Source organism: Bradyrhizobium sp. AUGA SZCCT0182 (assembly GCF_018130185.1).
Classification (GTDB): domain Bacteria; phylum Pseudomonadota; class Alphaproteobacteria; order Rhizobiales; family Xanthobacteraceae; genus Bradyrhizobium.
The window spans coordinates 381,872-408,464 of record NZ_JAFCLY010000002.1 but is presented as its reverse complement, the minus strand read 5'-3'; the positions used below and the strand labels follow the sequence as shown (position 1 = coordinate 408,464).

Sequence of the window (26,593 nt, the reverse complement as noted above, 5' to 3'; positions counted from 1 at the left end):
TCTGTTTACCAGAAGGGAAATCAGGTGCATATGTTGGCCCATCCCGTCCTACTCAGAAGGGCGTCGGCCGTCGTCACGGACGTTGGGCGGGTTGCGATGGACGCTGGTTTACGCTGAGACGACGGCGTGGATGAGCGTACGGCAAAACCGTGTGGTCCTGGCGCCCGTTGCTGGCGTCAAGCCGTCGGCTAAGCGTGAGCTGAACCGGCGGTGACGGAGTCAACCAAGAACTCGTCTCCGGGGAGATCACGGCATAAGCCGTAAAGCCATTGCGCAGGGAAGGCCGGGTGTTCACCGCTGCCCTGTATGCTCGTGTGCAGCCTACTTAGTGCAAACCGCACGCGAGACCGCGGGTGCAGCGCGCACCCGGTCTTCCCTGCGCCCTCTTGATGAGAGGGCGAGGAATTTCTGGCAAAGCTCGGGCGCAATGCGTCGCGAGAATGCGAAGCTATATCCACGTCGTCCCGGCGAAGGCCGGGACCCATAACCACAGGGAGACGTTTTGCGAAAGGTCTCTGCTACCGAGCTTCTATTGAGAGATCACGCGGTATGGGTCCCGGCCTTCGCCGGGACGACGAGGGGGACGACATCAACGACTACTCCGCCGCCTCGATCCATTCCGCCGCCCCACGCCACAACGTGTCGCGATGCTCAGGGCGGAAGAAACCAAAATGGCCGATCCGGCTGGCGCCGGTGTCCTTGGGTGTCACCGTGATGATCTCGGGCTTGATCGACGTAAATCCCGAGCACAGCAACTCCACCGCCGGCCGCGTCGCCCAGGGATCGTCAGACATGCTCAGCGCGCGCAACGCGCCTTTGTAGTTCGGAAAATTTTGCAAGGCCGCCAGATTCTTGTCGTCGAACATGTAGCGCGGGCTCATCACCCAGGAGACCCATTGCAGGAATACGTCCTTCGGCATGTCCATGCCGAGCCCGAGCCAGCCCGGCGTGTAGCCGAACGCGCGGGTGAGGGGGACCGCGGCATTGAGCATCGCATAGACGCGATAGCGCTCGGGCACCGCGATCAGTTTCCAGGTGCCGGCTTGGGCGGCGATAAACAGCGCGCGCGAAATCTCGGTGTTGTTCGGCAGCAGACCCAGCGCCTGGCCGCCAAAGGAATGCCCGACATAGGCAAACGGCAGCGCCTTGTAGCGCTCGCGCATCCAGGCCACCGCGGAGGTTACATCCTGCGCGGCCCAGTCCGACATCGAGGCCTTGAAGCCGACCAGCGATTTCGGCTGGTTGTAGCCGGTCATCGACTTCTGCCGCGAGTCGCCGGTGCCGCGGTAGTCATAGGTCAGCACCGCGCAGCCGCGCTTGGCGAGGTAGCCGGCAAAGCCGCGATAGACCTTGCGGTGGACCGCGGTCGCCGAATTGATCAGCACGGCGTGGCGCTTGGCCCCGCGCGGCAAGAACAGCGTTGCTCCCAGCGGATAGCCATCCGCCGCGGGAAGCGTGATATCGTCGATGAATACGTCGTCCAGCCCCAGCTCGGCCACCCGCGATTTCCTTCCTCGCTTTTCGCGATTTGGCCTTAACAAATGCGAATTCGGCTTTTGCTGCAAGGGCTTGACGGGGAGACCCGCAAGGCTTGACGGGGACACCCGCAAGGGCTTGACGGGGCAGGTGGAAATCTCATGGCGGTTGGCCATCGCCCTGTGTATAACCCGGCCCTTCGTAACTGCGGGTAAGTCGCGGTTTTTGCTCAGGAGTTAACGTCATGTCCGAGCGGTGGACACCCGATAGCTGGCGCGCCAAACCGGTGCTGCAGGTGCCCGATTATCCCGATGCCAAGGTATTGGCTGATGTCGAGGCGCAGTTGGCTACCTTTCCGCCGCTGGTGTTCGCCGGCGAGGCCCGCAATCTGAAGAAATCGCTCGCGCGCGTCGCCGCCGGCGAAGCCTTCCTGCTGCAGGGCGGCGATTGCGCCGAGAGCTTTGCCGAGCACGGCGCCAACAACATCCGCGACTTCTTCCGCGTGCTGCTGCAAATGGCCGTCGTTCTCACCTATGCCGGCGCGCTGCCGGTGGTGAAGGTCGGCCGCATCGCCGGGCAGTTCGCAAAGCCGCGCTCGTCGAACACCGAGAAGATCAATGGCGTCGAGCTGCCGAGCTATCGCGGCGACATCATCAACGACATCGCGTTCACGCCCGAGGCGCGCATCCCCGATCCGCAGCGCCAGTTGATGGCCTATCGGCAGTCGGCGGCGACCCTCAACCTGCTGCGTGCGTTCGCGACCGGCGGTTTTGCCAATCTCGGCAGCGTGCATCAGTGGATGCTGGGCTTCCTGAAGGACTCGCCGCAGTCACGCCGCTACAAGGAACTGGCCGACCGTATTTCGGACGCGCTGAACTTCATGCGCGCCTGCGGTCTCGATCTCGAAAGCCATCCCGAGCTTCGCGCCACCGATTTCTACACCAGCCACGAGGCGCTGCTGCTGGGCTACGAGCAGGCCTTTACCCGGGTCGATTCCACCACCGGCGACTGGTACGCCACCTCGGGCCACTTCATCTGGATCGGCGACCGCACCCGCCAGCTCGACCACGGCCATGTCGAATATTTCCGCGGCATCAAAAACCCGATCGGCCTGAAATGCGGCCCGTCGCTCAAGCCCGATGAACTCCTGAAGCTGATCGACATCCTCAATCCCGACAACGAGCCGGGCCGGCTGACGCTGATCAACCGCTTCGGCTCCGACAAGGTCGGCGATCATCTGTCGCCGTTGATCCGCGCGGTGCAGCGGGAAGGGCGCGTCGTGGTCTGGTCGTGCGATCCGATGCACGGCAACACCATCAGCTCGAATTCAGGCTACAAGACCCGCCCGTTCGACCGGATATTGTCGGAAGTGAAGTCGTTCTTCGCCATCCATCAGGCGGAAGGCACCCATGCCGGCGGCATTCACCTGGAAATGACCGGGCAGGACGTCACCGAGTGCATCGGCGGCGCCCGCGCCATCACGGACGAGGACCTCAACGACCGCTATCACACGGTCTGCGATCCCCGTTTGAACGCCGAACAATCGATCGACATGGCCTTCCTGATCGCCGAACTGCTCAAGCAGGAACGCGCCGGCAAGGTCAAACCGATACCGGCTGCAGCGGGTTTCTGACTTGCTGCGACTCTGGCGCGCCACGATCAATACGCGTAACGGCCTCGCTTTTGCGATCCGGTCGGAGCAGGCCGTCCGCGAGGAACTGTTTGCGCTGGCGCTGTCGGTGCCGCTGGCCTGGCTGGTCGGCGCCAGCGTGATGCGCCGGGTGGAACTGGTCGCGGCGGTGGCGTTCGTTCTCGTCGTCGAGATCCTCAACACCGCGATCGAAAAGCTCGCCGACCGGCTCACCACCGACCATGATCCGCAGATCGGGCGGGTCAAGGACATGGGATCGGCTGCGGTCGGCGTGGCGCTGTTGATGTCCGGCGCGTTCTGGCTGTTTGCCATCGCCGAACGCATAGGCGCGTTCTAAAGGCGGCGATTGAAGTTTCGGCGTGTGCAGGGCACCATTGGCGTATGAGCGAACCGAAATTCACAATTACGCTGGCGCAGTTGAACCCGACCGTGGGCGACGTCCCCGGCAACGCCGCGAAAGCGCGCGCCGCGCGTGAGCAGGCGAAAGCCGCCGGCGCCGATCTGCTGGTGCTGCCGGAGTTGTTCATCACCGGCTATCCGCCGGAAGACCTGGTGCTGAAACCGGCGTTCCAGGCGGCTTGCCGCGCGGCGGTCGAGGAACTGGCGCGCGAGACCGCGGGCGGTGGCCCGGCGGTGCTGATCGGCACGCCCTGGGTCGAGGACGGCAAGCTCTATAACGCCTGTGCCTTGCTCGACGATGGCCGCATCACGGCACTTCGTTTCAAGGCCAATCTGCCGAACTACGGCGTGTTCGACGAAAAACGTCTGTTCGCACGCGGTCCGGCCGCGGGGCCGGTGACGGTGAAGGGAGTCCGGGTCGGCGTCCCCATCTGCGAGGACATCTGGCTCGAAGAGTCAGAAGAGTATGAAAACGTCGTCGAGTGCCTCGCCGAGACCGGCGCGGAAATTCTGGTGGTGCCGAACGGCTCGCCTTACGCCCGCGACAAGAACGATCTGCGGCTGTCGATCGCGGTCGCCCGTGTCACCGAGAGCGGGTTACCGCTGGTCTATCTGAACCAGATCGGCGGGCAGGACGAACTGGTGTTCGACGGCGCATCGTTCGCGCTCAACGCCGACCTTTCGGTCGCGACGCAGATGCCGGCGTTCGAGGAAAACATCACGACGTTGATCTGGACCAAGAGCCCGGACGGCTGGCGCTGCAATGGACCGGTAGTGCCGCTGATCGACGGCGACAAGGGCGATTACGCGGCCTGCGTGCTCGGCCTGCGCGATTACGTCCGCAAGAACGGCTTTCCCGGTGTGCTGCTCGGCGTCTCCGGCGGCATCGACTCGGCGCTGTGCGCGGCGATCGCGGTCGACGCGCTCGGCGCGGAGCGTGTCCGCGGCGTGATGCTGCCGTTCCGCTTCACCGCGCAGGTCTCGCTCGACGATGCGGCCAAGCTCGCGACTGCACTGGGCTTCCGCTACGAGGTGCTGCCGATCGCGGATGCCGTGAACGGGTTCGAGAAGATTCTGTCCGGCACGTTTGCCGGCCTGCCGCGCGACATCACCGAGGAAAACCTGCAGGCGCGCACCCGCGGCACGCTGCTGATGGCGATTTCGAACAAGACCGGCGCGATGGTGGTCACGACAGGCAACAAATCGGAAATGTCGGTCGGCTACGCCACGCTCTATGGCGACATGAACGGCGGCTTCAATCCGATCAAGGACATCTACAAGACCGAAGTGTTCCGGCTGTCGAGCCTGCGCAACGAATGGAAGCCGGACGGCGCGCTGGGCCCGTCGGGCGAGGTCATTCCGGTCAACATCATCGTCCGCCCGCCCACCGCGGAATTGCGCGAGAACCAGACCGACCAGGATTCGCTGCCACCCTACGAGATACTCGACGGCATCTTGGAACGGCTGGTCGAACGCGAGGAGCCGCTGGCTTCCATCATCGCGGCGGGTTTCCCGGCCGATGTGGTGACGCGGATCGACCGGCTGCTCAACATCGCCGAATACAAGCGTCGTCAGGCGGCGCCGGGCGTCAAGGTCACGGAAAAGAATTTCGGCCGCGACCGCCGCTATCCCATCACCAACCGTTTTCGCGACAACGGCAAGGCATTGCCGGCGCCTGACGAGAAACTGGCCGCCCGCGCGGGGCGCGCCTCGGCGGACGTGTTCGACGGCTAAGGCTTTGACTCCTCGTCTTCATCTTGCCTAGGATGGTACGCCTTTTGCTTGCCGGAAGGTTGTGGCCGTCCTGCACGAAGAAGGCCTTGGCTGATGATGCCGCCGTTTACGTCACGCTCCTATTTGGATGTCGACTCGTTCCAGGCCGACATCACCAGCGTTTGCGGTCATTTCAACGTCAGCCCGGCAAGCCGAAGCGGGCAGATGAAGGGGCGGATCGCACTGGACCGGTTTTGCGGCGTCGAGATCGCATCCATCGGTCTCGATGCGGATCGCGTGGTGCGCGACCAGCGCGATATCAGGACCGATGACGCGGACTATTTCTTCCTGATCATTCAGTCCAGGGGCAGGGTTTTGATGCGCCAGGGCGGCTATCGCGCGCTGCTGCGCGAGGGCGACATGTTCCTGGTGGATTCGGCTGAGCCGGCGAGCTTCGAGTTTCAGGGCCGCTACGGCGAACAGATATCGTTGCATCTGCCGCGCGACGAAGTCATCCGCCGCTTCGGAGACAGCGTCCATGGCGGGATCGATCTCAGACGCGAAGATGCGCTGAGCCTTGCGATGCGCTCGGTCCTCGAGCGCATGCTCGATGGCCAGTCGGGCGGCAGCAATCGTCTCGCCGAAGCATTCTTTAGCGTGTTCGGCGCGTTTCTGTTCGAACGCCGCAATGGCGCGCGTCCGCAAATCGCAGATGATCGAAGCCTGATTGCCGCGGCGGTGCGTGCCATCGACTTGTACGCCAGCGACCCGGAATTCGGCCCCAAGCAACTTGCCGGTCATCTTGGCGTGTCGCTGCGCAAGCTGCAGCGTGAATTCAGGCAGATCGAGGAAACGCCGGGCCGGAAGCTGATGTCGACGCGGCTGGCGCGCGCCCATGAGGCGTTGCGGCGGCGATCGCCCGCGTCCGGACCGCGGACGGTAAGCGAGATCGCGTATGAGCAGGGTTTCAACGATCTCTCATATTTCTATCGCGAGTTTCGCAAGCGCTACGGCGTCGCGCCCGGCTGTGCCGCGCGCCCGGGGGGCAGCGCCGCGGATTGACGTTTCCGTCCATATCGCGCTGTCGCGTAGCTCCAAGACAATCCCGCAAGCCGTTTTCCAATGTGCGTCATGCCGGCGAACCGCCGGCGGGCCACGGGGGAAACGACGGGATGCCCGAGACTGCAACAACCTATTCGATGGTCATCGACGGCAAGGCCGTCGCCGCCGCCTCAAGTTTCCCGGTGTCCAACCCGGCGACGGGCAAGATCGTGGGCCTTGCACCTAACGGCACTGCGGCCGACCTGGACAAGGCGGTCACGGCCGCCGAGCGCGCCTTTCCGGGCTGGTCGGCAAGCCCGGATTCCGAGCGTGCAGCGGCCTGCGTGGCGATCGCCCGGAAGATCGGCGAGCATGCCGAAGAACTCGCCGCCCTGGTTACCCAGGAACAGGGCAAGCCGCTGAACGGCGTCGGTTCGCGCTTCGAAATGGGCGGGGTGCAGGCGTGGGCCGGCTATACCGCCTCATTGTCCCTGCCGATGCAGCTTCTCCAGGACAACAATGAGGGGCGGGTCGAGATGTACCGCAAGCCGCTCGGCGTGGTGGGCTCGATCACGCCCTGGAACTGGCCTGCCTTGATCGCCACCTGGCACATCCTGCCCGCCGTCCGCACCGGCAACACCGTCGTCGCCAAACCCTCGCCTTACACGCCGCTGTCGACCCTGCGCATGGTCGAATTGATCAATGAGGTCCTGCCGCCGGGCGTGGTCAACGTGGTTTCCTGCGACGATGCTACCAACAATCTGGGCGGCGCGATGGCGTCGCATCCCGGCATCCGCAAGATCGTCTTCACCGGCTCATGCGCCACCGGCTCGAAGGTGATGATGTCGGCGGCGGAAACCATGAAGCGTCTGACGCTCGAGATGGGCGGCAACGATGCGGGCATCGTGTTGCCGGACGTCGATCCAGAGGCCATCGCCGAAGGCCTGTTCTGGGGCGCCTTCATCAATATGGGCCAAACCTGCGCCGCGATGAAGCGGCTTTACGTGCATGAGGACGTGCACGACGCCGTCTGCGAGGCCCTGGTCGAATACACCAGGAAGATCCCAATGGGCGACGGCATGGACGAGAGCAGCATTCTCGGACCGGTCGCAAACAAGATGCAATTCGACAAGGTCAGCCGTCTGGTCGAGGACGCCAGGGGCAGGGGACGCGTCCTCCTCGGCGGCGCGCCGGCCGACGGGTTGTTTTTCAACCCGACCATCATCGCCGGCCTGACCAACGGCGATGCGCTGGTCGACGAGGAGCAGTTCGGCCCTGCGTTGCCGATCATCAAATACCGCGACGTCGAAGACGCGATCGCACAGGCCAACGCCTCCGAAAACGGACTTGGCGGCTCGGTCTGGTCCGCCGACATCGACAGGGCGCGCGAGATTGCCAGGCGCATGGAATGCGGTTCGGTCTGGATCAACAAGCACGGCATGATTCAACCCAACGCGCCATTTGGCGGGGTCAAGAAATCGGGTCTGGGCGTCGAGTTTGGCGAGGAAGGCCTGCAGCAATACACCGATATCCAGGTTGTATTCAGTTGAGTTCTCGCCGCCGATCGCCATTCACCAGCTCTCGTTTCGCTTGAGGAAGCACACGCCGATGACCAACAAACCGAACGGTAATCATGCACTCGACGGCACATTCGACTATGTGATTTGCGGCGCCGGCTCGGCCGGCTGCGTGCTCGCCAACCGGCTGACCGCCGATGGCGCCAGCGTGCTGCTGATCGAGGCCGGACGTCCGGATAATTCCGACATGATTTCGACGCCGCTGCGCCTGATCGAGTTGTGGCAGACGGAATACGACTGGGGCTACACTACCGCGCCGCAGAGGCACTGCCACCAGCGCCGGATCTATTGGCCACGCGGCAAAACGCTTGGTGGTTCGTCATCGCTGAACGGCATGATTTATGTCCGAGGCCACGCCAGCGACTACGACGCATGGGCTTATGCCGGCAATCCCGGATGGGACTACGTCAGCGTGCTGCCCTATTTCAGGAAGTCCGAAGACTACCAGCGCGGAGAGCACAGCTTTCACGGCGTCGGCGGGCCGCTGCACGTCACGGCGGACTTCGAGCCGCATCCGCTGACGAAAGCCTTTGTCACTGCCGCGGTCGAGGCCGGCCATCCCGCCAACGACGATTGCAACGGCGCCGACATCATGGGCGTCGGCTACACGCATCTCACAACAAAGGACGGCCTGCGCCATTCCACCGCTGCGGCCTTCCTGCGTCCGGCGCTTGGGCGCAACAATCTCAGCGTGGTCACGGGCGCGCTGGTGCAAAGGATCGAGATCGATGGCCTTAGGGCGGTCGGCGTGACCTACATGCTGGATGGCGCGTTGCATTCGGTAAGAGCCAACCGTGAGGTCGTCTTGTCGGCGGGAGCGCTGGAATCGCCCCGCTTGCTCATGCTGTCGGGCATCGGCGAGCGCGCACAACTCGAGGAATTTGGCATTCCCGTGATCAAGGAACTGCCGGGCGTCGGCAAGAACCTGCACGACCACACGCTATGCGCCATGATCTTCGAGGGCTCGAAGGAGATTCCGCCGCCGACCAACTTGGCCATTCAGCCGCTGCACGCCCACGCGTTCATGAAAACGGACGCGGCGCTGCCGGGCCCAGATCTGCAACCGCTGTTTTTCCACGTGCCCACCTATTTGCCCGAGCAGGAGGCGGTGACGCCGAATGCCTACACGTTGAACGCCGCCGGCATTCGCCCCACCAGCCGAGGTGAATTGCGTCTGACCAGTGCGGATCCACAGGCTCCGCTGATGCTCGATCCCAACCTTCTCGCGACGGATTACGATGTCGCGGCTCTGGTCAAGAACATGCGGATCAATCGCGAAATCGTAAAGCAGCCGGCGCTGGCCGAATGGACCGCCCGCGAGATCTATCCCGGTCCGGACAAGCAGACCGATGAAGAACTGGCCGACTACGCACGCAGCGCCGTGACCACCTATCACCATCAGGTCGGCACCTGCAAAATGGGGAGGGACGCCCTATCGGTGGTGGATCCATGTCTGAAGGTTCACGGCATTGCGGGTCTGCGGGTTGCTGATGCCTCGATCATGCCTCAGGTCACGTCGGGAAATACCAACGCGCCGACGATCATGATCGCCGAGAAAGCCGCCGACATCATCTTGTCCGGTTCGTGACGTGTGAGGTTGCGCACCGGCATCATCCCGTGATCCCGGTGCGGGACAGGATTACGCTGCAATTACTGTTTCGGCGGGATGAAGGTCGGCCCGACGGTGCGGATCGGCTTCTTCTCGTCCGTCGCGCCGGTTGACTCGGCGGCAGGCGCCGGAGTTGCAGGAGCGGGCGCGGCGGCCGTCGTGCCTGCCGGTGCCGTGCCTTTCTTGGCGACGGGGGCCGTCTTCTGCTGAGGCATCGCGCGCTGCTGCATCCTCTTCGCGCTCTCTTCGGTGACGATGATGTCGCCCTGCTGTTCGGCGGCGGCTTTCTCGTCGATCGATTTCAGCGCATCCGACCAGGTCTGGCCCGCGGCCTTGCAGGCGCAGGACGGATTGAACTCGGTGCGGAATTTGAACGCGTTGGGCAGCGACGAGTAGGGCTGGCCGCTGACCGAGACCGCCTGGTTGATGTCTTCGCCGGGATTACGAAAGGTGAACAGCGATGCTTCCGTTGCCGGGCACAGCGCCTTGCAGGTCTTCTCATCGTCCTGGAAGCGCGCCTGGTAGGTGGCGAACGAGACCGGGAAATAGGCGCCGTCGCAGGTGCGCACGCACACCGTGCGGAACGTGCCGGACGGCGCACCAAGATCGGCGCTCGGCGGAGGGATGGTGTTGTTGCCGAACAGATTGTCGATGAAGCTGCCCCCGCTGCGCGCGGCGGCGGCGTATTGCGGGCCGCAATTGTTCTGCGCGAGCGCCGTCAGCACCGAACGGCGCTGGTTTTCGCGGTCGGCGCCGCCGATGCCGCCTGAGCGCAACCGCTCGAGGCTGGTCGTCATCTGCTCGAGATTGCCGCGCATCTGCTGGATCTGGTTATTGACCGGTCCGCATTGTGCGGACTGGCCGTTGAACAGCGAGAAGAAGCCGGAACTTTCGCAGCCCATTCGCTTTGCTTGCATCGTGACGCGGTCAAGCTCGGCCTGCTGTTTGGTTGCCGCTTCCTGATAGCGGCGGATTTGTTCTTCCTTGGCGGGATCGCCGCCGCTGGCACCGCGGTCGACGGCTGCCAATTGTCCTTCAAGCCGGATGCAGATCGGGTTGGCTTGCGCGCCCTGTTGCTGCGGAGGCGGCGCTGCTCCGGGGGGCATTTGTGCGAGCGCGTCCATATTGGATTGCGCGGGATCGGCTTGTGCGGTCGCAGCCGAATTCGTCGCGGCGATGCCAGCAAGCAGCACGGCGCAGGTCAAAATCCACCGGGAGAAGGGAGTAGTCAGCGTCAGGGGCATGTCCAGCCATCAGAAACGAATCCGCGCGGCTTTATAGCCGAAAAGGCGCGGCCAGGGCGGCATGGTGCGGCCGAGGCCGCATCCCATAGCTGCTTCTCGGGGCAGCGTCACGTCGTTTCCGCGGCGCCGGTGTGGCAATGCAGCAACGGCCCGTTGTGGCGATCCGGGTCAGCGCTGGCAGGTAATGGCGACGTATTCGTCGCAGCCGCTGCCGCTACACCTGTCGTTTCCGCCCCTCGGAACCGATCCGGTGATTTCATCGGGATCGACGCGGCGGTAGGCGGTGGCAGAAGCAAATTCGCGTGACTGGCAATAGGAGCGGGCGGCATGGGCGCCGCATTTGTCACCTTTGGCGAGGCACTGGTCGATGCCGTAGCTGTCGGCCTGATTGGCAATGATGAAAACGCGGCTATCGGCATAAGCGGCCGAGGCGGCGAGCAGGAATGCGTTGGTAAAAAATGCTGCTGAAATTCGCATGGGGGCACCCAATAAGGAAAAGGGATCGCCCCTCTCAGATAAGCCCAAAGTCTTAACAATGATTAACCATGAGCCGGTTGCCGGGCGTTTAGCGGCGAATTTGGCTCAAAAACGGGCGCAGGCGGGCCTTGACGTCATCCCCCGGGCTGGGACATGGTGGAACCATGAACGGTTTCCTCGCCATCTGCAGCATTTGCCGCGAGATTATTAGCTAGCGATTCGCTGGCTGAGGCCGTCTTTTCTCAAATGAGATCACTGGACGCCCGGCCGTAAGGTACGGGATACCCATGCAATTACGACTCTACGATACGTTGACCAAGGAGAAGCGGCCGTTCACGCCGCTCGATTCCAATAACGTCCGCATGTATGCCTGCGGACCGACGGTCTATGACTTCGCCCATATCGGCAACGGTCGCGCCGCGATCGTGTTCGACGTGCTGTTTCGCGTGTTGCGCCATCGCTATGGCGCTGATCATGTGACCTATGTACGCAACATCACCGACGTCGACGACAAGATCAACGTGCGCGCCGCGCGCGACTATCCCGGCGTGCCGCTGAACGAGGCGATCCGCAAGGTCACGGAAACCACCTATCAGCAGTATCAGGACGACGTCACGGCACTCGGCTGCTTGGCCCCGACCGTGCAGCCGCGTGCGACCGAGCATATCCCGGAGATGCGGGCGATCATCGAGAAGCTGGTTGCCGGCGGCTTTGCCTATGCCGCCGAAGACCACGTGCTGTTCTCGCCGCAGGCCATGAATGCCGCAAATTCGGTGATGCCGCGCTATGGCGCATTGTCGAGGCGCTCGCTCGACGAGATGATCGCGGGCGCCCGCGTCGACGTCGCGCCCTACAAGCGCGACAACACCGACTTCGTGCTGTGGAAGCCGTCCAAACCGGGCGAGCCGTCGTGGCCGTCGCCGGCCGGTATCACCGTGGAAGGTCGCCCGGGCTGGCACATCGAGTGCTCGGCGATGGCCTGGAAACATCTCGGCGAGAAATTCGACATCCATGGCGGCGGCATCGACCTGGTGTTTCCGCACCATGAGAATGAACTGGCGCAGACCTGCTGCGCCTTTCATTCCGACCGCATGGCTGAGGTCTGGATGCACAACGGATTCCTGCAGCTCGAGAGCGAGAAGATGTCGAAGTCGCTCGGCAACTTCTTCACGATCCGCGAGATGCTGGCCGATTGGCCGGGCGAGGTGCTGCGCTTGAGCATGCTCAAGACGCATTACCGGTCGCCGCTCGACTGGACCACCAAAGGGGCGGAAGAAAGTGCCAGGACGCTGGATGATTGGTACGCCGTCGCAGCCGACGCCGACGCCGGTGAGCCGTCGCCGGCCCTGACCGAAGCCCTCTATGATGACCTCAACACGGCGCAGGCCATGGCGGTTTTGCACGGCCTGCGCAACGCAGCGGCGTCCGGTGGCGATCGCGAACGAAGCGAGTTCGCCGCGTCCCTTCGGCTGCTCGGTTTCCTGTCCGTGAGTGCGGCAGACTGGAAAGGTCGGAAGCAGCAGGCGAGCGGCATCGATGCAGCGCAGGTCGATCGGCTGATCGTTGACCGCGCCGCCGCGCGGGCGCGAAAGGACTTCAAGGAGTCCGATCGGATCCGCGACGAGCTCGCCGCGATGGGCGTTGTCATCAAGGACGGCAAGGACGCCGATGGCAAACCTGTGACCACCTGGGAGATCGCGTGATGGACAAGCCCGACACGCCTTTCCCAAAGCACTGGCGCTACTACATCTTCATCAAATGGGCTGTCATCGTTGCGGCGGTCGTGCTCGTGCTGAGATTGTTCGGAGTATTTTGACGCGATGGGACAGTCGTTGCCCAAACCCGCACTACGGCCGTTTCTTGCGGCGGATACCCCTGTTGTGGCGGCGATCTTCGTTGCCGCGATCCAGGAATTGACCGGCGACGATTACAGCGAGGCGCAGCAGGAGGCCTGGGCGTCGGCGGCCGATGATGAGGAACAATTCGGCAAGAAGCGGGCCGGTGAATTGACCCTGATCGCGACGCTGCAGAATTCGCCGGTCGGGTTTGCCTCCCTGAAGGGCGCCGATCACATCGAGATGCTCTTCGTGCACCCCAGCGCGGTGGGGCAGGGCGTCGGCGCCATGCTGTGCGATGCGCTGGAAAAGCTTGCCGGTGCGCGCGGCGCCAGGATTCTTACCGTTGACGTCAGCGACAACGCGCAGGAATTCTTCCTGAAGCGCGGTTACGTCGCCATGCAGCGCAACACCGTCACCATCAACGGTGAATGGCTCGCCAATACCACGATGCAGAAGACGCTGGCCGAGGCCGCGCCGGGAGCGCCACAATGAGCCGCGAACGCCTTTATCTGTTCGACACCACGCTGCGAGATGGCGCGCAGACCAACGGCGTCGACTTCACGCTGCATGACAAGCAGATCATCGCCGGCATGCTCGACGAGCTTGGCATCGATTATGTCGAAGGCGGCTATCCCGGCGCCAATCCGACCGATACCGAGTTCTTTGCCACCAAGCCGAAGCTCGACCATGCGCGCTTTACCGCGTTCGGCATGACGCGGCGTCCGGGCCGCTCGGCTTCGAACGATCCGGGGCTGGCGGCACTGATCGAGGCCAAGGCGGATGCGATCTGCTTTGTCGCGAAAGCCTCCGCCTACCAGGTGCGCGTCGCGCTCGAAACCACGAACGAAGAGAACCTCGCCTCGATCCGCGACAGCGTGAGTGCCGCCAAGGCCGCCGGCCGCGAGGTGATGGTGGATTGCGAGCACTTCTTCGATGGCTACAAGGAGAATTCCGAGTTCGCGCTGGCCTGCGCCAAGGCGGCTTATGAGTCCGGCGCGCGCTGGGTCGTGCTGTGCGACACCAATGGCGGTACCATGCCGCATGAAGTCGAGACCATCGTCGGCGACGTGATCAAGCTCATTCCCGGCGGTAATGTCGGCATCCACGCCCATAACGACACCGAGCAGGCGGTCGCCAACTCGCTCGCGGCGGTGCGCGCCGGGGTGCGGCAGATCCAGGGCACGCTGAACGGGCTCGGCGAGCGCTGCGGCAATGCCAATCTCTGTTCGCTGATCCCGACCTTGCGCCTGAAGAACGAATTTTCGGACGCCTTCGAGATCGGCGTCACCGATGAAAAGATGGCAACCTTGATGAAGGTGTCGCGGACGCTCGACGACATGCTGAACCGCGCGCCGAACCGCCACGCCGCCTATGTCGGCGAAAGCGCCTTCGTGACCAAGACCGGCATCCACGCCTCCGCTGTCATGAAGGACCCGCACACCTATGAGCACGTGCTGCCCGAACTGGTCGGCAACCATCGCAAGGTGCTGGTGTCCGATCAGGCCGGCCGTTCCAATGTGATGGCTGAACTGGATCGTGCCGGCATCCCTTACGAGAAGAGCGATCCGAAGCTGGCGCGGCTGGTCGAGGAGCTGAAGGAGCGCGAGGCGGCCGGTTACGCCTACGAATCCGCCAATGCGTCGTTCGATCTGTTGGCGCGGCGTACGCTTGGGCGGGTGCCGGAATATTTCCGGGTCGAGCAGTTCGACGTCAATGTCGAGCAGCGCTACAATTCCAACGGCCAGCGCGTCACGGTGGCGCTCGCGGTGGTAAAGGTCGATGTCGCCGGCGAGCGGCTGATATCGGCCGCGGAGGGCAACGGCCCCGTCAACGCGCTCGACGTCGCGCTGCGCAAGGACCTCGGCAAATACCAGAAATACATCGAAGGCCTGAGACTGATCGACTACCGCGTCCGTATCCTCAATGGTGGTACGGAGGCGGTGACGCGGGTGCTGATCGAGAGCGAGGATGAAAACGGTGATAGCTGGATCACGGTCGGCGTCTCGCCCAACATCATCGACGCATCGTTCCAGGCGCTGATGGATTCGGTGGTCTACAAGCTGGTGAAATCAGGCGCGCCGGTGTGAGGCCAAGAATGTAGCCCGGATGAGCGCAGCGAAATCCGGGACTGACGTTTATTGTTGATCCCGGATGTCGCTGCGCTCATCCGGGCTACGGGCGATCGATAGAAGGTGCCGCATGCTCGATCACGTCTCCGTCGGCGTTGCCGATCTCGAACGCGCGGCGCGCTTCTATGAACCGACACTGGCCGCGCTCGGCCTGTCACGGCTGGTGACGCGCCCGGCAACAATCGGCTTCGGCAAAACCTATCCCGAATTCTGGATCAACCTGCGTGCCGGCATGCCGCCGGTCGCGCCGGAGAGCGGCGTCCACATCTGCCTTCGCGCGCGGTCAACTGATGCGGTCGATGCGTTTCACGCCGCGGCGCTCAGCGCAGGCGGCCGCTCCGACGGCGCGCCGGGCTTGCGTCCGCACGACCGCGTGAAATACTATGCGGCGTTTGTGATCGATCCCGACGGCAACCGCATCGAGGCGGTGACGTTTCCCGATTTGTAGCAATGATCGGAAGCCAGGCAGCGATAGCGACGAAGCTCCGTCAGCTCAGTCGACGACTGCGACGGCCTCGATCTCGACCAGCCACTCGGGCAGTGCGAGCGCGGATACCCCGACGAGCGTGCTCGCCGGTGGCGTACCTTTCGCGAAGAACGGTGCCCGCGCTTTGCCGACGATGGCCCGATGCTCGGGTTTGTAGTTCACGACATAGGTGGTGATCTTCACGACGTCGCCGAAGTCGGCGCCGGCCGCGGCAAGGGCGAGCCCGACATTGCGCATCACCTGTTCGGTTTGCGCGGCCAGATCCCCGGCGCCGACCAGTTCGCCGCGCTCATCGATCGACACCTGTCCCGCCGTGTAGATCGTGCGCGTCCCGGTGGCTGCGACGACTTGCGAGAAGGCCGCATTGTGCAGCAGTCCTTGCGGGCGAGGGTGCTCCAGCGTGCTCATGCCCGGAATCCTTCTACCTACTTACAGCCGTCGCGCGACGTCCGGCGCCATCTCCTGGGTGCCCGCGGGCGCAAGGGCTGCGGCGGCGCGCAGGCGAGGCAGGACGTCCTCGACGCGTTCGGCCTTCAGGACCTCGACGTCCAGGGCAGGGCGGATGAACTGATTGGCGCGCATATGCGTCAGCAACGCGATCAGCGGCTCCCAGAAATCGTCGATGTTGGCGAGCAACACCGGTTTGGTGTGCCGGCCGAGCTGTTGCCAGGTCATCTGCTCGACCAGTTCCTCCAACGTGCCGACGCCGCCGGGAAGGGCGACGAATGCGTCGGAGCGTTCGAACATCAGCCGCTTGCGCTCGTGCATGTCAGGCGTGACGACCAGTTCGGTAAGGTTCGGATTCATGCGCTCGCGGTTGGCGAGAAAATCCGGAATGATCCCGGTAACGGTGCCACCGTGATCCAGCACGGATTTGGCAACCGCGCCCATCAGGCCCACCGATCCGCCGCCATAGACGAGGCGGATACTGTTCTCGGCGAACACCTTGCCCAGCGCGATCGCAGCTTCCACGAAACGGGGGTTCGAGCCGGAGCCGGAGCCGCAATAGACGCAGACGGTTTTGATTTGGTTCATGTAATTTATGTGGCACTGCAGCGTAGAAAGCTCAAGTCCGAGATTATACTGCCACAGTGGTTTTGAACCCGAAATGCGGGCAAACCGGAGAAAGTTTTGCCTTTCAAGGCTGTACGCGGCGTTTAAACGCTCTATATGACGAGCAGAATGACGATCAATGGAAACCATGTAACGGCGAACGGGCGCGCCATCAGACTTTTGGGCGCTTGATCCATGGCCGACACTGATTCGCGAGCCGACGAAGCGCCACTGCCCGATAGCTCCTCCCTCGAAAAGGCGACCCTGATCGGGACGCTGGCGCATCTGTGGCCCTATATCTGGCCCGGCGACCGCGCCGACCTGAAAATGCGCGTGGTCTGGTCGATGGTGCTGCTGCTGGTCGCGAAGCTCGCGACGCTGACGGTGCCCTTCACCTTCAAATGGGCGATCGACGCGCTCAACGGCCACGGCAGTGCGCCGGTGGAACCGTCGAACTGGACGCTGTGGTTGATCGCGTCACCCTTGCTGATGACCGCAAGCTACGGCGCGGTGCGGGTGCTGATGGCGGTGCTGACGCAGTGGCGCGACGGCATCTTCGCGCGCGTTGCGATGCATGCGGTACGCAAGCTCGCCAACATCACCTTCGTACACATGCACGAGCTGTCGCTGCGCTTCCACCTCGAGCGCAAGACCGGGGGACTGACCCGCGTGCTGGAGCGCGGCCGCACCGGCATCGAAGTGATCGTGCGGATGGTGATCCTGCAACTGATCCCGACCATCGTCGAGGTGTCGCTGTTGATGGCGGTGCTGCTGTGGCAGTTCGACTGGCGCTACGTGCTGGTCACCGCGGTCACGGTCGTGATCTATATGTACTACACCTACATCGCGACCGAATGGCGGATCGAGATCCGCCGCAAGATGAACGATTCCGACACCGAGGCGAACACCAAGGCGATCGACTCGCTGCTCAACTACGAGACCGTAAAATATTTCAGCGCCGAGCAGCGCGAGGCCGCGCGCTACGACCGCTCGATGGAGCGCTACGAGCACAACAGCGTGAAGACCTACACGTCGCTCGCGGTGCTCAACACCGGGCAGGCGGTCATCTTCACGCTCGGTCTCACCGCGACCATGCTGATGTGCGCGATCGGCGTGCGCAACGGTACCAACACCGTCGGTGACTTCGTCATGGTCAACGCCATGATGATCCAGTTGTACCAGCCGCTCAATTTCATGGGCATGGTCTATCGCGAGATCAAGCAGGCGGTGATCGACATCGAGAAGATGTTCAGCGTGTTGTCGCGCAACCCTGAAATCAAGGATATCCCGGGCGCCGTGCCGCTGGTGGTCGGTTCGGGCAATGTGCGTTTCGAAGACGTGCGGTTTGCCTATGACCCCGAGCGTCCGATCCTGAAAGGCCTCAGCTTCGAGGTGCCGGCGGGCAAGACGGTTGCGATCGTCGGGCCCTCGGGGGCGGGCAAGTCGACGATCTCGCGGCTGCTGTTCCGCCTTTACGACGTTTCCGGCGGTCAGATCCTGATCGACGGCCAGGACATCAGGAACGTCACCCAGGCGTCGCTGCGCGCCTCGATCGGCATGGTGCCGCAGGATACCGTGCTGTTCAACGACACCATCCGCTACAACATCCGCTACGGCCGCTGGGACGCCAGCGATGCGGAGGTGGAGGAGGCCGCGCAACTGGCGCAGATCGACAGCTTCATCCGGATGTCTCCGCTGGGATATGAGACCCAGGTCGGCGAACGCGGACTGAAATTGTCCGGCGGCGAGAAACAGCGCGTCGCGATCGCGCGCACCGTGTTGAAGGCGCCGCCGATCCTGGTGCTCGATGAGGCGACCTCGGCGCTCGATAGTCATACCGAGCATGAAATCCAGGAATCGCTCGAGCGCGTCTCGCGCGGCCGCACCTCGCTGGTGATCGCGCATCGGCTCTCGACCATCGTCGGCGCCGACGAAATTATCGTGCTGGATCAGGGCCGCATTGCCGAGCGCGGCACGCATGCCCGGCTTTTGGCTTCCGGCGGACTTTATGCCAGTATGTGGAACAGGCAGCGCGAAGCCGAGGAGGCGCGGGAGAAGCTCGCGCAGATCGACGACGACAACGAGGCGCCCAACCGCACCCCGCCGCCGGTCCAGGATCCTCTGGTCACCGCTGCGGAATAATTGAAATACAGCTCGATCCCGAAAGAACGGGACCGGGCCAGCCAATAGTGAGCCTTGATGTCGATTGCCAATTCCATCCGCGCGCAAATCCCGCCGATCCATCCCGAGGGCTATCCCTTCATCGGCGGCTTTGCGCTTGCAAGCCTGGTCCTGTTCTGGATCTGGACGCCGCTCGGCTGGATCGGCACGATCCTGACGGTATGGTGCGCGCTGTTCTTCCGCGACCCCGTGCGCGTCACCCCGGTACGCGAAGGCGTTGTGGTGTCGCCGGCCGACGGACGGGTCTCGATGATCTCTCAGGTGTTGCCGCCGGCCGAGCTTGGTCTCGGCGACCGGCCGCTGCTGCGCATCTCGATCTTCATGAGCGTGTTCAACTGCCACGTGAATCGCAGTCCGGTGGCAGGCCGGATCGACCGTATTGCCTACCGGCCCGGCACCTTCATCAATGCCGAGCTCGACAAGGCCAGCGAAGACAATGAGCGCAACTCGCTGGTGATCTCGACCGCCAGCCATGGCCGCATCGGCGTGGTCCAGATCGCAGGCCTGGTGGCGCGACGTATTGTCTCGTTCGTGCGCGAGGGGCAGACGATCGGCGCCGGCGAGCGGTTCGGCCTGATCCGGTTCGGCTCGCGGCTCGACGTCTATTTGCCCGAAGGCGGCAAATCGCTGGTTTCCGAGGGCCAAACCGCGGTCGCCGGCGAGACCGTGCTGGCCGATCTCGGCGGCGCCAGCGAGCAGGGGCGGACCTTCCGCGCCGATTAACCATCCGAATGGCTGAGGCGCCTGCCGGCCGCCACAATGGCGGTGCAGGCTGGCGCTTGCTATATATTGGCGAGCCATGATGATACCCGATCCCAAATCTCCGGAAATGCGCCGCCGCCGGTTTCGTCCGATTCCGATCCGGATGCTGGTGCCGAACTTCATCACGTTGCTGGCGATCTGCGCCGGGCTGACGGCGATCCGGCTGTCGATCGAAGGCCGCATGGAGCTCGCAGTTGCCGCGATCGTTTTCGCGGCGGTGCTGGACGGGGTCGATGGCCGCGTCGCGCGCATGATCAAGGGCCAGTCGAAATTCGGTGCCGAACTCGACAGCCTCGCGGACTTCGTCAATTTCGGTGTCACGCCCGGCCTGATGCTGTATTTCTGGCAGTTGCATGAACTCGGCAATGGCGGCTGGATCGCGGCCATGGTGTATGCGATCTCAGGCGGCCTGCGGCTGGCGCGGTTCAACGCCAGCATCGACGATCCGAACAAGCCCGCGTTCGCGGCAAATTATTTCACCGGCGTTCCGGCGCCACTCGGTGCGCTGACCGTGATGCTGCCGATCTATCTGGTCTTTTTGGGCGTCCCGCAGCCGCCGGCCATACTGACCGCGTTCTATACGCTGCTGATCGGATTCCTGATGGTGTCGCGGCTGCCGGTGCTTTCCGGCAAGACCGTGCGCATGCGCGTGCCGCCGGAAATGGTGCTGCCGGTTTTCGTTTCGGTGGTGTTCTTCATCGCGCTGCTCGTGAGCTATCCCTGGTACATTCTCTCGGTCGGGACGGTGCTGTATCTGTTGAGCCTGCCGTGGGGCTGGAAAACCTATCGCGATCACGAGCGAAACGCCGCTGCCGCGCTGGCGGCCGCGACCACCGATGCCGCGGCACCCGCCGGTCCGGCAACCGTATTCCCGGCGGCTCCGGCCGACGCCGAGCATGACGACCGGCCGGCGCGGCTGAACTGAGCCGCCTGCAAGACCTCCGGATACGAGCCTTCCGTTATATCTGCCATGAGCGCTGGCCGAGTTGGGTTCGACCCCAATCTCGGCTATAGGGCTTACGATGTCCGGCTGTCCAGAATTCCGGCCCAAAAATCAGGAGAGAAACGCAGTGACCCAGTCCGCTTCCGCCCCGCTACCGGCTTCCGTGCTTGAAGCGTTGGCCCGCTACGACACGCCGACGATCTGCAATGCGATGGAGATCGTGGCGCCTGAGCGCCGGCTGATCGGCTATACCACCAAGCCGCTGGTCTGCCCGTTTCCCAATCTGCCGCCGATGGTCGGCTATGCCCGTACCGTGTCGATCCGCTCGGTGCTCAAGTCCGACCTTCCGGCCGATGAGCAGGCAAGGCGCCGCATCGCCTATTATGAATATGTCGGCACCGGCTTTGGCCCGCGCATCACCGTGATCCAGGATATCGACGGCGCCGACGTCGGCTATGGTGCGTTCTGGGGCGAAGTGCAGAGCAACGTGCACAAGGCGCTCGGCTGCCTCGGCGTCATCACCGATGGTTCTATCAGGGACATCCCGCAATGGGCGCCGGGCTTCCAGGCGCTGGCCGGATCGATTGGTCCGTCGCACGCCTGGGTGCATGCCGAGAGTTTTGGCGGCGAAGTGCGCGTCGCCGGCATGACGGTGCATTCCGATGATCTGATCCATGCCGACCAGCATGGGGCGATCGTGATTCCGATCGATATCGCCGCCAAGATTCCGGACGCCGCCGAACTCTGCGGCCGCCGGGAGACGCCAATCCTCGATATTGCGCGCAGCCCGGACTTCACGCTCGAGAAACTGAAAGAGGCTTTGAAGCGGTCGGCCGAGATTCACTAGAGCCGGTTCGGTTCTGATTGAATCAGAACCGGGCTCTAGCCTTTTGTTTTGACGCGTTTTCTTGATGCGAACCGGTGTCCACTTCGCTTGAAAACGCTCTAGCGACAACAAGCCACCGGCAAAAAGCCGGGGTCATCAACAAGCGAGGGGAAACGTCATGAGAGCCTTTTGGGCGGCGCTGTCATTGCTTGTCATTGCCGGCGTCGCGGAGGTCGAGGCGCAAACCTATCCGTCGCGGCCCATCACGCTCGTCGTTCCCTTTCCGCCGGGCGGATCCACCGACGCCGCCGCCCGGATCATGGCCGAGCGGATGCGCGCAACGCTCGGGCAGTCGATCGTGATCGAAAATGTCGGCGGTGCCGGCGGCAGCATCGGCGTCGGTCGTGTCGCCCGCGCGGCACCGGATGGTTACACCTTCGACATCGGTCAATGGGACACCCATGTCGGCAGCATCATCTACAAGCTCGACTATGATCTGGAAAAGGATTTCGAGCCGATCGCGCTGATCTCCAACAACCCCCAGCTGATGGTCGCCAAGAAAGATCTGCCGGCGAACACGCTTGGCGAACTCGTGACCTGGATGAAGGCCAATCCCGACAAGATCAATTTCGTCAACCAGAACGCGGCCGCCAATGTCACCGGCGTCATGTTTGAGAAGCTGACCCGGCAGAAGGTGCAGTTCATTCCCTATCGCGGCGCAGGACCGGCGATGACCGATCTCGTCGCGGGTACGGTGGATCTTCTGGTTGTGCAGGGTGCGGTGGCGCTGCCGCAAATCCGCGCCGGCGCGATCAAGGCGCTGGCCAATCTGTCGGTGGCGCGCTCCGCCTCGATGCCTGATATCCCGACGGCGGACGAGACCGGCGTGCCCGGACTTTATATGTCGGGCTGGTTCGGCTTCTGGGCGCCGAAGGGAACGCCAAAGGACATCATTGCCAAGCTCAACGCGGCAACCGTCGAGGCGCTTGCCGATCCGGCGATCCAGAAACGCTTTACCGAGCTGGGGCTCGACGTCGCCCCGCGCGCACAGCAGACGCCGGAAGGACTGGCCGCATTCCAGAAGGCCGAGATTGACAAATGGTGGCCGATCATCAAATCCGCCGGCATCGGCGTACAGGCGCAGTGAACTGACCGAGCGAGTTGATCGATTGAATGGACTGCCCCTGCGGTCCGCGGTTGCCGGCGCATTATGGTTAGCGAAAGGTTGCGATCGCGCCAGGGCCCTTGATCCGGCAAATGGCGCCGATATTTTGACGGATTCCTGCGCCCGGGACGTCGGCCCTCGCAATTGTACGGCACAGCCGCGCTTAACCTTTACGCGTCTTTAACAGCGCCGACGTAGGGTTCAATTGGCGCGGCCCCCTATGGGGCGCGCCACCGTCCAGGACGGGCAGGTCGTTCGCGTACGCGTCGGAGTTCAGAATGGATATCACCACGCTAATTGGCCTGGTCGCCGGCGCCATCGTGCTGTGCACGCTGATTTTGATGGGTGGCGATTTCCGGATGTTCTACGACATCCACGCCGTCATCATCATTTTCGGCGGCTCGTTCGCGGCGACGCTGATCCGGTTTCCGCTCAGCGCGATCCTGCATGGCATGCCGCTCGGCGCCAAATTCGCTTTCACGATGAGCCGTCTGTCGGCGCGCGACCTGGTCGATGAACTCGCGCGTATCGCCGAAATCGCCCGCAAGCAGGGTCCGGTCGGGTTAGAAAAGGTCGATACCAACGAGCCGTTCCTCGCCAAGGGAATCCGCTACGTCGCCGACGGTTACGATCTCGAATTCATCCGCGACAACCTCGAGCGCGATCGCGACAATTTTTTGATGCACCTGAACGAAGGTTCGAAGATATATCGCGCCATCGGCGACTGCGCGCCGGCGTTCGGCATGATCGGCACGCTGCTCGGCATGGTGCAGATGTTCTCGAACATGCAGGATCCTTCGAAACTCGGTCCCTTCATGGCGGTCGCCTTGCTGGCAACGCTCTACGGCGCGCTGGTCGCAAACCTGATCTGTCTGCCGATCGCCGACAAGCTGCATGGCAAGCTGCTCGACGAGGAGACCAATCGCACGCTGATCATCGACGGCATCCTGATGATCCGGGATTCCAAGAGCCCGGCGCTGGTGCGCGAGATGCTGCTGGCCTATCTGCCCGAAAAGCATCGCCACGAGGAAGGCGAACTGGCGCCGGCCTGACCCTTCGGCAGCATCCAGGCGCGGATATAGAGCATGGCCAAGAAAAAACGCGAAGAGGCACACGGCGGTCACGGCTGGTTCGTGACGTTTGCCGATCTGATGGCGTTGCTGCTGGCCTTCTTCGTGATGCTGGTCGCGTTCTCCAGCCAGGACAAGGACAAGCTGAAGATCGTTGCCGGCTCGATGCGGGAAGCGTTCGGCGTGCAGACCGAAGTACGCTATTCCGGCATCGTCGAATCCGATGGTCTGCCGACGCGGCCGAAGATGAAGAACACCGCCCACATTTCGCCGGAAGACTCCTCCGCCACGCCGACCCCGGACGACAAGGAGCGTTCCCGCGAAAGCGGCGCCCGTATCACGGTCGATCGTGAGTTCGCGCTGGCTTCGGCGTCGTTGCGGCAGGCGTTGCAGGACCTGCCGGAACTGACCGAGATGTCCAAGCACATCATGTTCGAGGAGACCAGCCAAGGCCTCAATCTCGAGATCGTCGATCAGGAAGGGCGGTCGATGTTTGCCGATGGCTCCAAGGTGCCCCATGACCGCACCCGCCGGCTGATCCAGAAGCTCGCGGTTCCGCTGAAGGCGACGCCACTGCGATTGTCGATCGTCGGCCACACGGCGGCAGGCTTCCTGCCGGCGCGAAGCGATTATGGCGCGTTCGATCTTTCGGCCGACCGCGCCAACACGGTGCGTCAGATTCTGGAGCGCGAAGGCCTGCCGCCATCGCACGTCTTTGCCGTATCCGGCAAGGCCGACAGTCAACCGCTGTTTCCCGATGATCCGACGTTGCCGGCAAACCGTCGCGTGACCATCACATTAATGCGCGAAAATCCACCGCTTCCACCCGGTTTGAAGCCGTAATTCGCCGCAACTACCATCTTACCTCTCCAATAGTGTGATGAAATTTGCTTTGCTTGGGTGCCGCATCCCCAGCGGTGCTATGCTCGGCGATGATTGACAGGCGACGCAGAAGCGTCGATAGCCGCCCGGATCAAATAATTGAGAGCGTGTTTCCCGCGTCATGACTGTCAGCGCCACATCCACCGAGGCCCATGAGGGGCAGGTCACCTCAGGCTTTTGGGCCCTGACACTGGGCAGCATCGGCGTGGTGTTCGGCGACATCGGCACGTCGCCGCTGTATGCATTCCGCGAAGCCGTAACCCATGCGGCAGCGGGCGGGCCGGTGTCGCGCGAGATCGTGCTCGGCGTACTCTCCCTGATCCTGTGGTCGCTGTTCATCGTCGTGACCGCCAAATATGTGCTGCTGCTGCTGCGCGCCGACAATCATGGCGAGGGCGGCACGCTCTCCCTGATGGCGCTCGGTCAACGGGCGCTGGGCCGGCGCAGCTGGGTGTTGATGGCGCTGGGCGTCGTCGGCGCCTCGATGTTCATCGGCGATTCCATGATCACGCCGGCGATTTCGGTTTTGTCGGCTGTCGAAGGTCTCAAGCTCGTCGCGCCGGCGCTCGACCATTATGTGGTGCCGCTGACGATCTTCATTCTGGTGCTGCTGTTCTCGGTGCAGAGCAGCGGCACCGCGCGCGTCGCGTCGGCGTTCGGACCGGTCATGGTGGTCTGGTTCGCCACGCTGACGATTTTGGGCCTCATCCACATCAGCGACGATCCCACCGTTTTGCAGGCGATCAATCCCTATTACGCGATCCAGTTCGTGCTTTCGCACGGCATGATCGGACTGGTGACGCTGGGCCTGGTGTTTCTGGCGGTGACCGGCGGCGAGGCGCTTTATGCGGACCTCGGGCATTTTGGACGCAAGCCGATTCAGGCCGGATGGTTCTATCTGGTGATGCCGGCGCTTCTGATCAATTACTTCGGGCAGGGCGCCTTGGTGCTGTCCAATCCGGCGGCAATCGTAAGCCCGTTCTACCGGCTGGCGCCCGAAATCCTGCTGCTGCCGCTGGTGGTGCTTGCGACGGCGGCCACGGTGATCGCGAGCCAGGCGGTGATCACGGGCGCCTATTCGCTGGTGCGGCAGGCGGTGCAACTCGGCCTGTTGCCGCGGTTCGAGGTTCGTTACACCTCCGAGACCCATGCCGGGCAAATCTACCTGCCGCGGGTCAACCGGATGCTGCTGCTGGGAGTGATCCTGCTGGTGCTGCTGTTCCGCACCTCGAGCGGATTGGCGTCGGCCTACGGCATCGCCGTCTCCACCACCATGGTCGTCGACGGCATCATGGGCTTTGTCGTGATCTGGAAATTGTGGAACTGGCGCGCGGCGACAGCGGCCGCGTTGATCCTGCCGCTCGTAGTTGTTGATATGGCGTTCTTCACCGCCAACCTGTTGAAGCTGCTTGAAGGCGCCTGGGTGCCGCTGCTGTTCGGGGTCGCGATGGCGGTGATGATCTGGACCTGGCGCCGCGGCGCAGCGATCCTGATCGCCAAGACGAGGCGCATCGAGGTGCCGCTGATCGACCTGATCAAGAGTCTCGAAAAGCGTCCACCGCACATCGTCAAGGGCACTGCGGTGTTTTTGACCAGCGATCCGAATTTCGTGCCCACGGCGCTGCTGCATAATCTCAAGCACAACAAGGTGCTTCACGAGCACAATGTGATCGTGACGATCGAGACCGCACAGACGCCGCGCGTCGATCCGGCCGAACGCGTCAAGATGGAGACCATCAGCGAGAAATTCGCCACCGTGCGGCTGCGGTTCGGCTTCATGGAATCGCCGAACGTGCCCAAGGCGCTGGTGATCGCCCGCAAGCTCGGCTGGCAGTTCGACATCATGGCGACCTCATTCTTCGTCTCGCGGCGCTCGCTGAAGCCTTCGGCGCAGTCGGGAATGCCACAATGGCAGGACCACCTGTTCATCGCGATGAGCCGGTCGGCCAACGATGCCACCGACTATTTCCAGATCCCGACCGGACGCGTCGTCGAGGTCGGCACTCAGGTAACTATCTGATTACCTGACGAAATTTCGGTCCGCCAGCCTCCTGGAACCCATGCGCTGAA

Annotated in this window: 23 protein-coding genes; 18 read left to right on the top strand and 5 right to left on the bottom strand. The window is 63.2% G+C overall.

Translation table 11 applies throughout. The features are described 5' to 3' along the window. Positions 1–596: 596 nt before the first annotated feature. Entirely contained in the window at positions 597–1,499 is a 903-nt protein-coding gene (locus JQ611_RS04270) for an alpha/beta fold hydrolase (protein ID WP_312011861.1), read from the bottom strand. A gap of 221 nt (positions 1,500–1,720) precedes the next feature. Here JQ611_RS04270 and JQ611_RS04265 point away from each other — a divergent pair, with 221 nt between their 5' ends. From JQ611_RS04265 to JQ611_RS04240, 6 genes are all read left to right on the top strand, one after another. Further along, positions 1,721–3,109, top strand: a complete 1,389-nt coding sequence (locus JQ611_RS04265) for a class II 3-deoxy-7-phosphoheptulonate synthase (protein ID WP_212464602.1) — start codon at positions 1,721–1,723, stop codon at positions 3,107–3,109. A 1-nt stretch (position 3,110) separates the two neighbouring features. Next, positions 3,111–3,464 (top strand): diacylglycerol kinase, encoded by a 354-nt coding sequence (locus JQ611_RS04260; protein ID WP_212207353.1) that lies wholly within the window; start codon positions 3,111–3,113, stop codon positions 3,462–3,464. 44 nt (positions 3,465–3,508) lie between these two features. Next, on the top strand, positions 3,509–5,260 hold the full coding sequence (locus JQ611_RS04255) for an NAD+ synthase (protein WP_212464601.1): 1,752 nt from the start codon (positions 3,509–3,511) through the stop codon (positions 5,258–5,260). Positions 5,261–5,353: 93 nt separating this feature from the next. After that, positions 5,354–6,301 carry a helix-turn-helix domain-containing protein gene (locus JQ611_RS04250; protein WP_212464600.1) on the top strand — a complete coding sequence of 316 codons (948 nt, stop codon included), beginning with the start codon at positions 5,354–5,356 and terminating at the stop codon, positions 6,299–6,301. A 110-nt stretch (positions 6,302–6,411) separates the two neighbouring features. Next, on the top strand, positions 6,412–7,830 hold the full coding sequence (locus tag JQ611_RS04245) for an aldehyde dehydrogenase family protein (RefSeq protein WP_212464599.1): 1,419 nt from the start codon (positions 6,412–6,414) through the stop codon (positions 7,828–7,830). Positions 7,831–7,888: 58 nt separating this feature from the next. After that, positions 7,889–9,445: a GMC family oxidoreductase gene (locus JQ611_RS04240; protein ID WP_212269521.1), complete on the top strand. Its 1,557-nt coding sequence runs from the start codon at positions 7,889–7,891 to the stop codon at positions 9,443–9,445. Between the two features lie 62 nt (positions 9,446–9,507). On the opposite strand, the gene JQ611_RS04235 is transcribed toward JQ611_RS04240, so the two are convergent. Together JQ611_RS04235 and JQ611_RS04230 are read right to left on the bottom strand one after the other, a co-directional pair. Next, a complete protein-coding gene (locus JQ611_RS04235; RefSeq protein ID WP_212269522.1) occupies positions 9,508–10,710 on the bottom strand; it encodes a DUF2865 domain-containing protein in 1,203 nt (400 codons plus the stop codon). Between the two features lie 168 nt (positions 10,711–10,878). Next, on the bottom strand, positions 10,879–11,187 hold the full coding sequence (locus JQ611_RS04230) for a hypothetical protein (RefSeq protein ID WP_212269523.1): 309 nt from the start codon (positions 11,185–11,187) through the stop codon (positions 10,879–10,881). A gap of 287 nt (positions 11,188–11,474) precedes the next feature. Here JQ611_RS04230 and cysS point away from each other — a divergent pair, with 287 nt between their 5' ends. The 4 genes from cysS to JQ611_RS04210 all read left to right on the top strand — a co-directional run bounded on the left by cysS (position 11,475) and on the right by JQ611_RS04210 (position 15,602). Continuing rightward, positions 11,475–12,890 (top strand): cysteine--tRNA ligase, encoded by a 1,416-nt coding sequence (cysS, locus tag JQ611_RS04225; RefSeq protein WP_212269524.1) that lies wholly within the window; start codon positions 11,475–11,477, stop codon positions 12,888–12,890. Positions 12,891–13,007: 117 nt separating this feature from the next. After that, positions 13,008–13,517, top strand: a complete 510-nt coding sequence (locus JQ611_RS04220) for a GNAT family N-acetyltransferase (RefSeq protein WP_212269525.1) — start codon at positions 13,008–13,010, stop codon at positions 13,515–13,517. Further along, complete coding sequence (gene cimA / locus JQ611_RS04215; RefSeq protein ID WP_212269526.1) at positions 13,514–15,112, top strand: citramalate synthase; 1,599 nt, start codon at positions 13,514–13,516, stop codon at positions 15,110–15,112. The genes JQ611_RS04220 and cimA overlap by 4 nt, the downstream gene beginning before the upstream one ends. A gap of 112 nt (positions 15,113–15,224) precedes the next feature. After that, complete coding sequence (locus tag JQ611_RS04210) at positions 15,225–15,602, top strand: VOC family protein (protein ID WP_212269527.1); 378 nt, start codon at positions 15,225–15,227, stop codon at positions 15,600–15,602. A gap of 45 nt (positions 15,603–15,647) precedes the next feature. Here the strand turns inward: JQ611_RS04210 and JQ611_RS04205 are convergent, their stop codons facing one another. Both JQ611_RS04205 and JQ611_RS04200 read right to left on the bottom strand, forming a co-directional pair. Further along, positions 15,648–16,049: a RidA family protein gene (locus JQ611_RS04205; RefSeq protein WP_212269528.1), complete on the bottom strand. Its 402-nt coding sequence runs from the start codon at positions 16,047–16,049 to the stop codon at positions 15,648–15,650. A 21-nt stretch (positions 16,050–16,070) separates the two neighbouring features. Then, a complete protein-coding gene (locus JQ611_RS04200) occupies positions 16,071–16,676 on the bottom strand; it encodes a TIGR00730 family Rossman fold protein (RefSeq protein WP_212269529.1) in 606 nt (201 codons plus the stop codon). A gap of 213 nt (positions 16,677–16,889) precedes the next feature. Between JQ611_RS04200 and JQ611_RS04195 the strand changes: the two genes are divergently transcribed. From JQ611_RS04195 to JQ611_RS04160, 8 genes are all read left to right on the top strand, one after another. After that, on the top strand, positions 16,890–18,836 hold the full coding sequence (locus tag JQ611_RS04195) for an ABC transporter ATP-binding protein/permease (protein ID WP_212464598.1): 1,947 nt from the start codon (positions 16,890–16,892) through the stop codon (positions 18,834–18,836). A 57-nt stretch (positions 18,837–18,893) separates the two neighbouring features. Beyond that, positions 18,894–19,598, top strand: coding sequence for a phosphatidylserine decarboxylase (locus tag JQ611_RS04190; protein ID WP_212269531.1), 705 nt, complete (start codon positions 18,894–18,896; stop codon positions 19,596–19,598). 79 nt (positions 19,599–19,677) lie between these two features. Next, positions 19,678–20,562, top strand: a complete 885-nt coding sequence (locus tag JQ611_RS04185; RefSeq protein WP_212269532.1) for a phosphatidylcholine/phosphatidylserine synthase — start codon at positions 19,678–19,680, stop codon at positions 20,560–20,562. 97 nt (positions 20,563–20,659) lie between these two features. Next, positions 20,660–21,427: an RraA family protein gene (locus tag JQ611_RS04180; RefSeq protein ID WP_249132889.1), complete on the top strand. Its 768-nt coding sequence runs from the start codon at positions 20,660–20,662 to the stop codon at positions 21,425–21,427. 157 nt (positions 21,428–21,584) lie between these two features. Continuing rightward, complete coding sequence (locus JQ611_RS04175; RefSeq protein WP_212269534.1) at positions 21,585–22,553, top strand: tripartite tricarboxylate transporter substrate-binding protein; 969 nt, start codon at positions 21,585–21,587, stop codon at positions 22,551–22,553. Positions 22,554–22,849: 296 nt separating this feature from the next. Next, positions 22,850–23,623: a motility protein A gene (locus tag JQ611_RS04170; RefSeq protein ID WP_212031723.1), complete on the top strand. Its 774-nt coding sequence runs from the start codon at positions 22,850–22,852 to the stop codon at positions 23,621–23,623. 33 nt (positions 23,624–23,656) lie between these two features. Next, entirely contained in the window at positions 23,657–24,484 is an 828-nt protein-coding gene (locus JQ611_RS04165; RefSeq protein ID WP_212268907.1) for a flagellar motor protein MotB, read from the top strand. A gap of 160 nt (positions 24,485–24,644) precedes the next feature. Further along, positions 24,645–26,543 (top strand): potassium transporter Kup, encoded by a 1,899-nt coding sequence (locus tag JQ611_RS04160; protein ID WP_212268906.1) that lies wholly within the window; start codon positions 24,645–24,647, stop codon positions 26,541–26,543. Positions 26,544–26,593 lie beyond the last annotated feature (50 nt).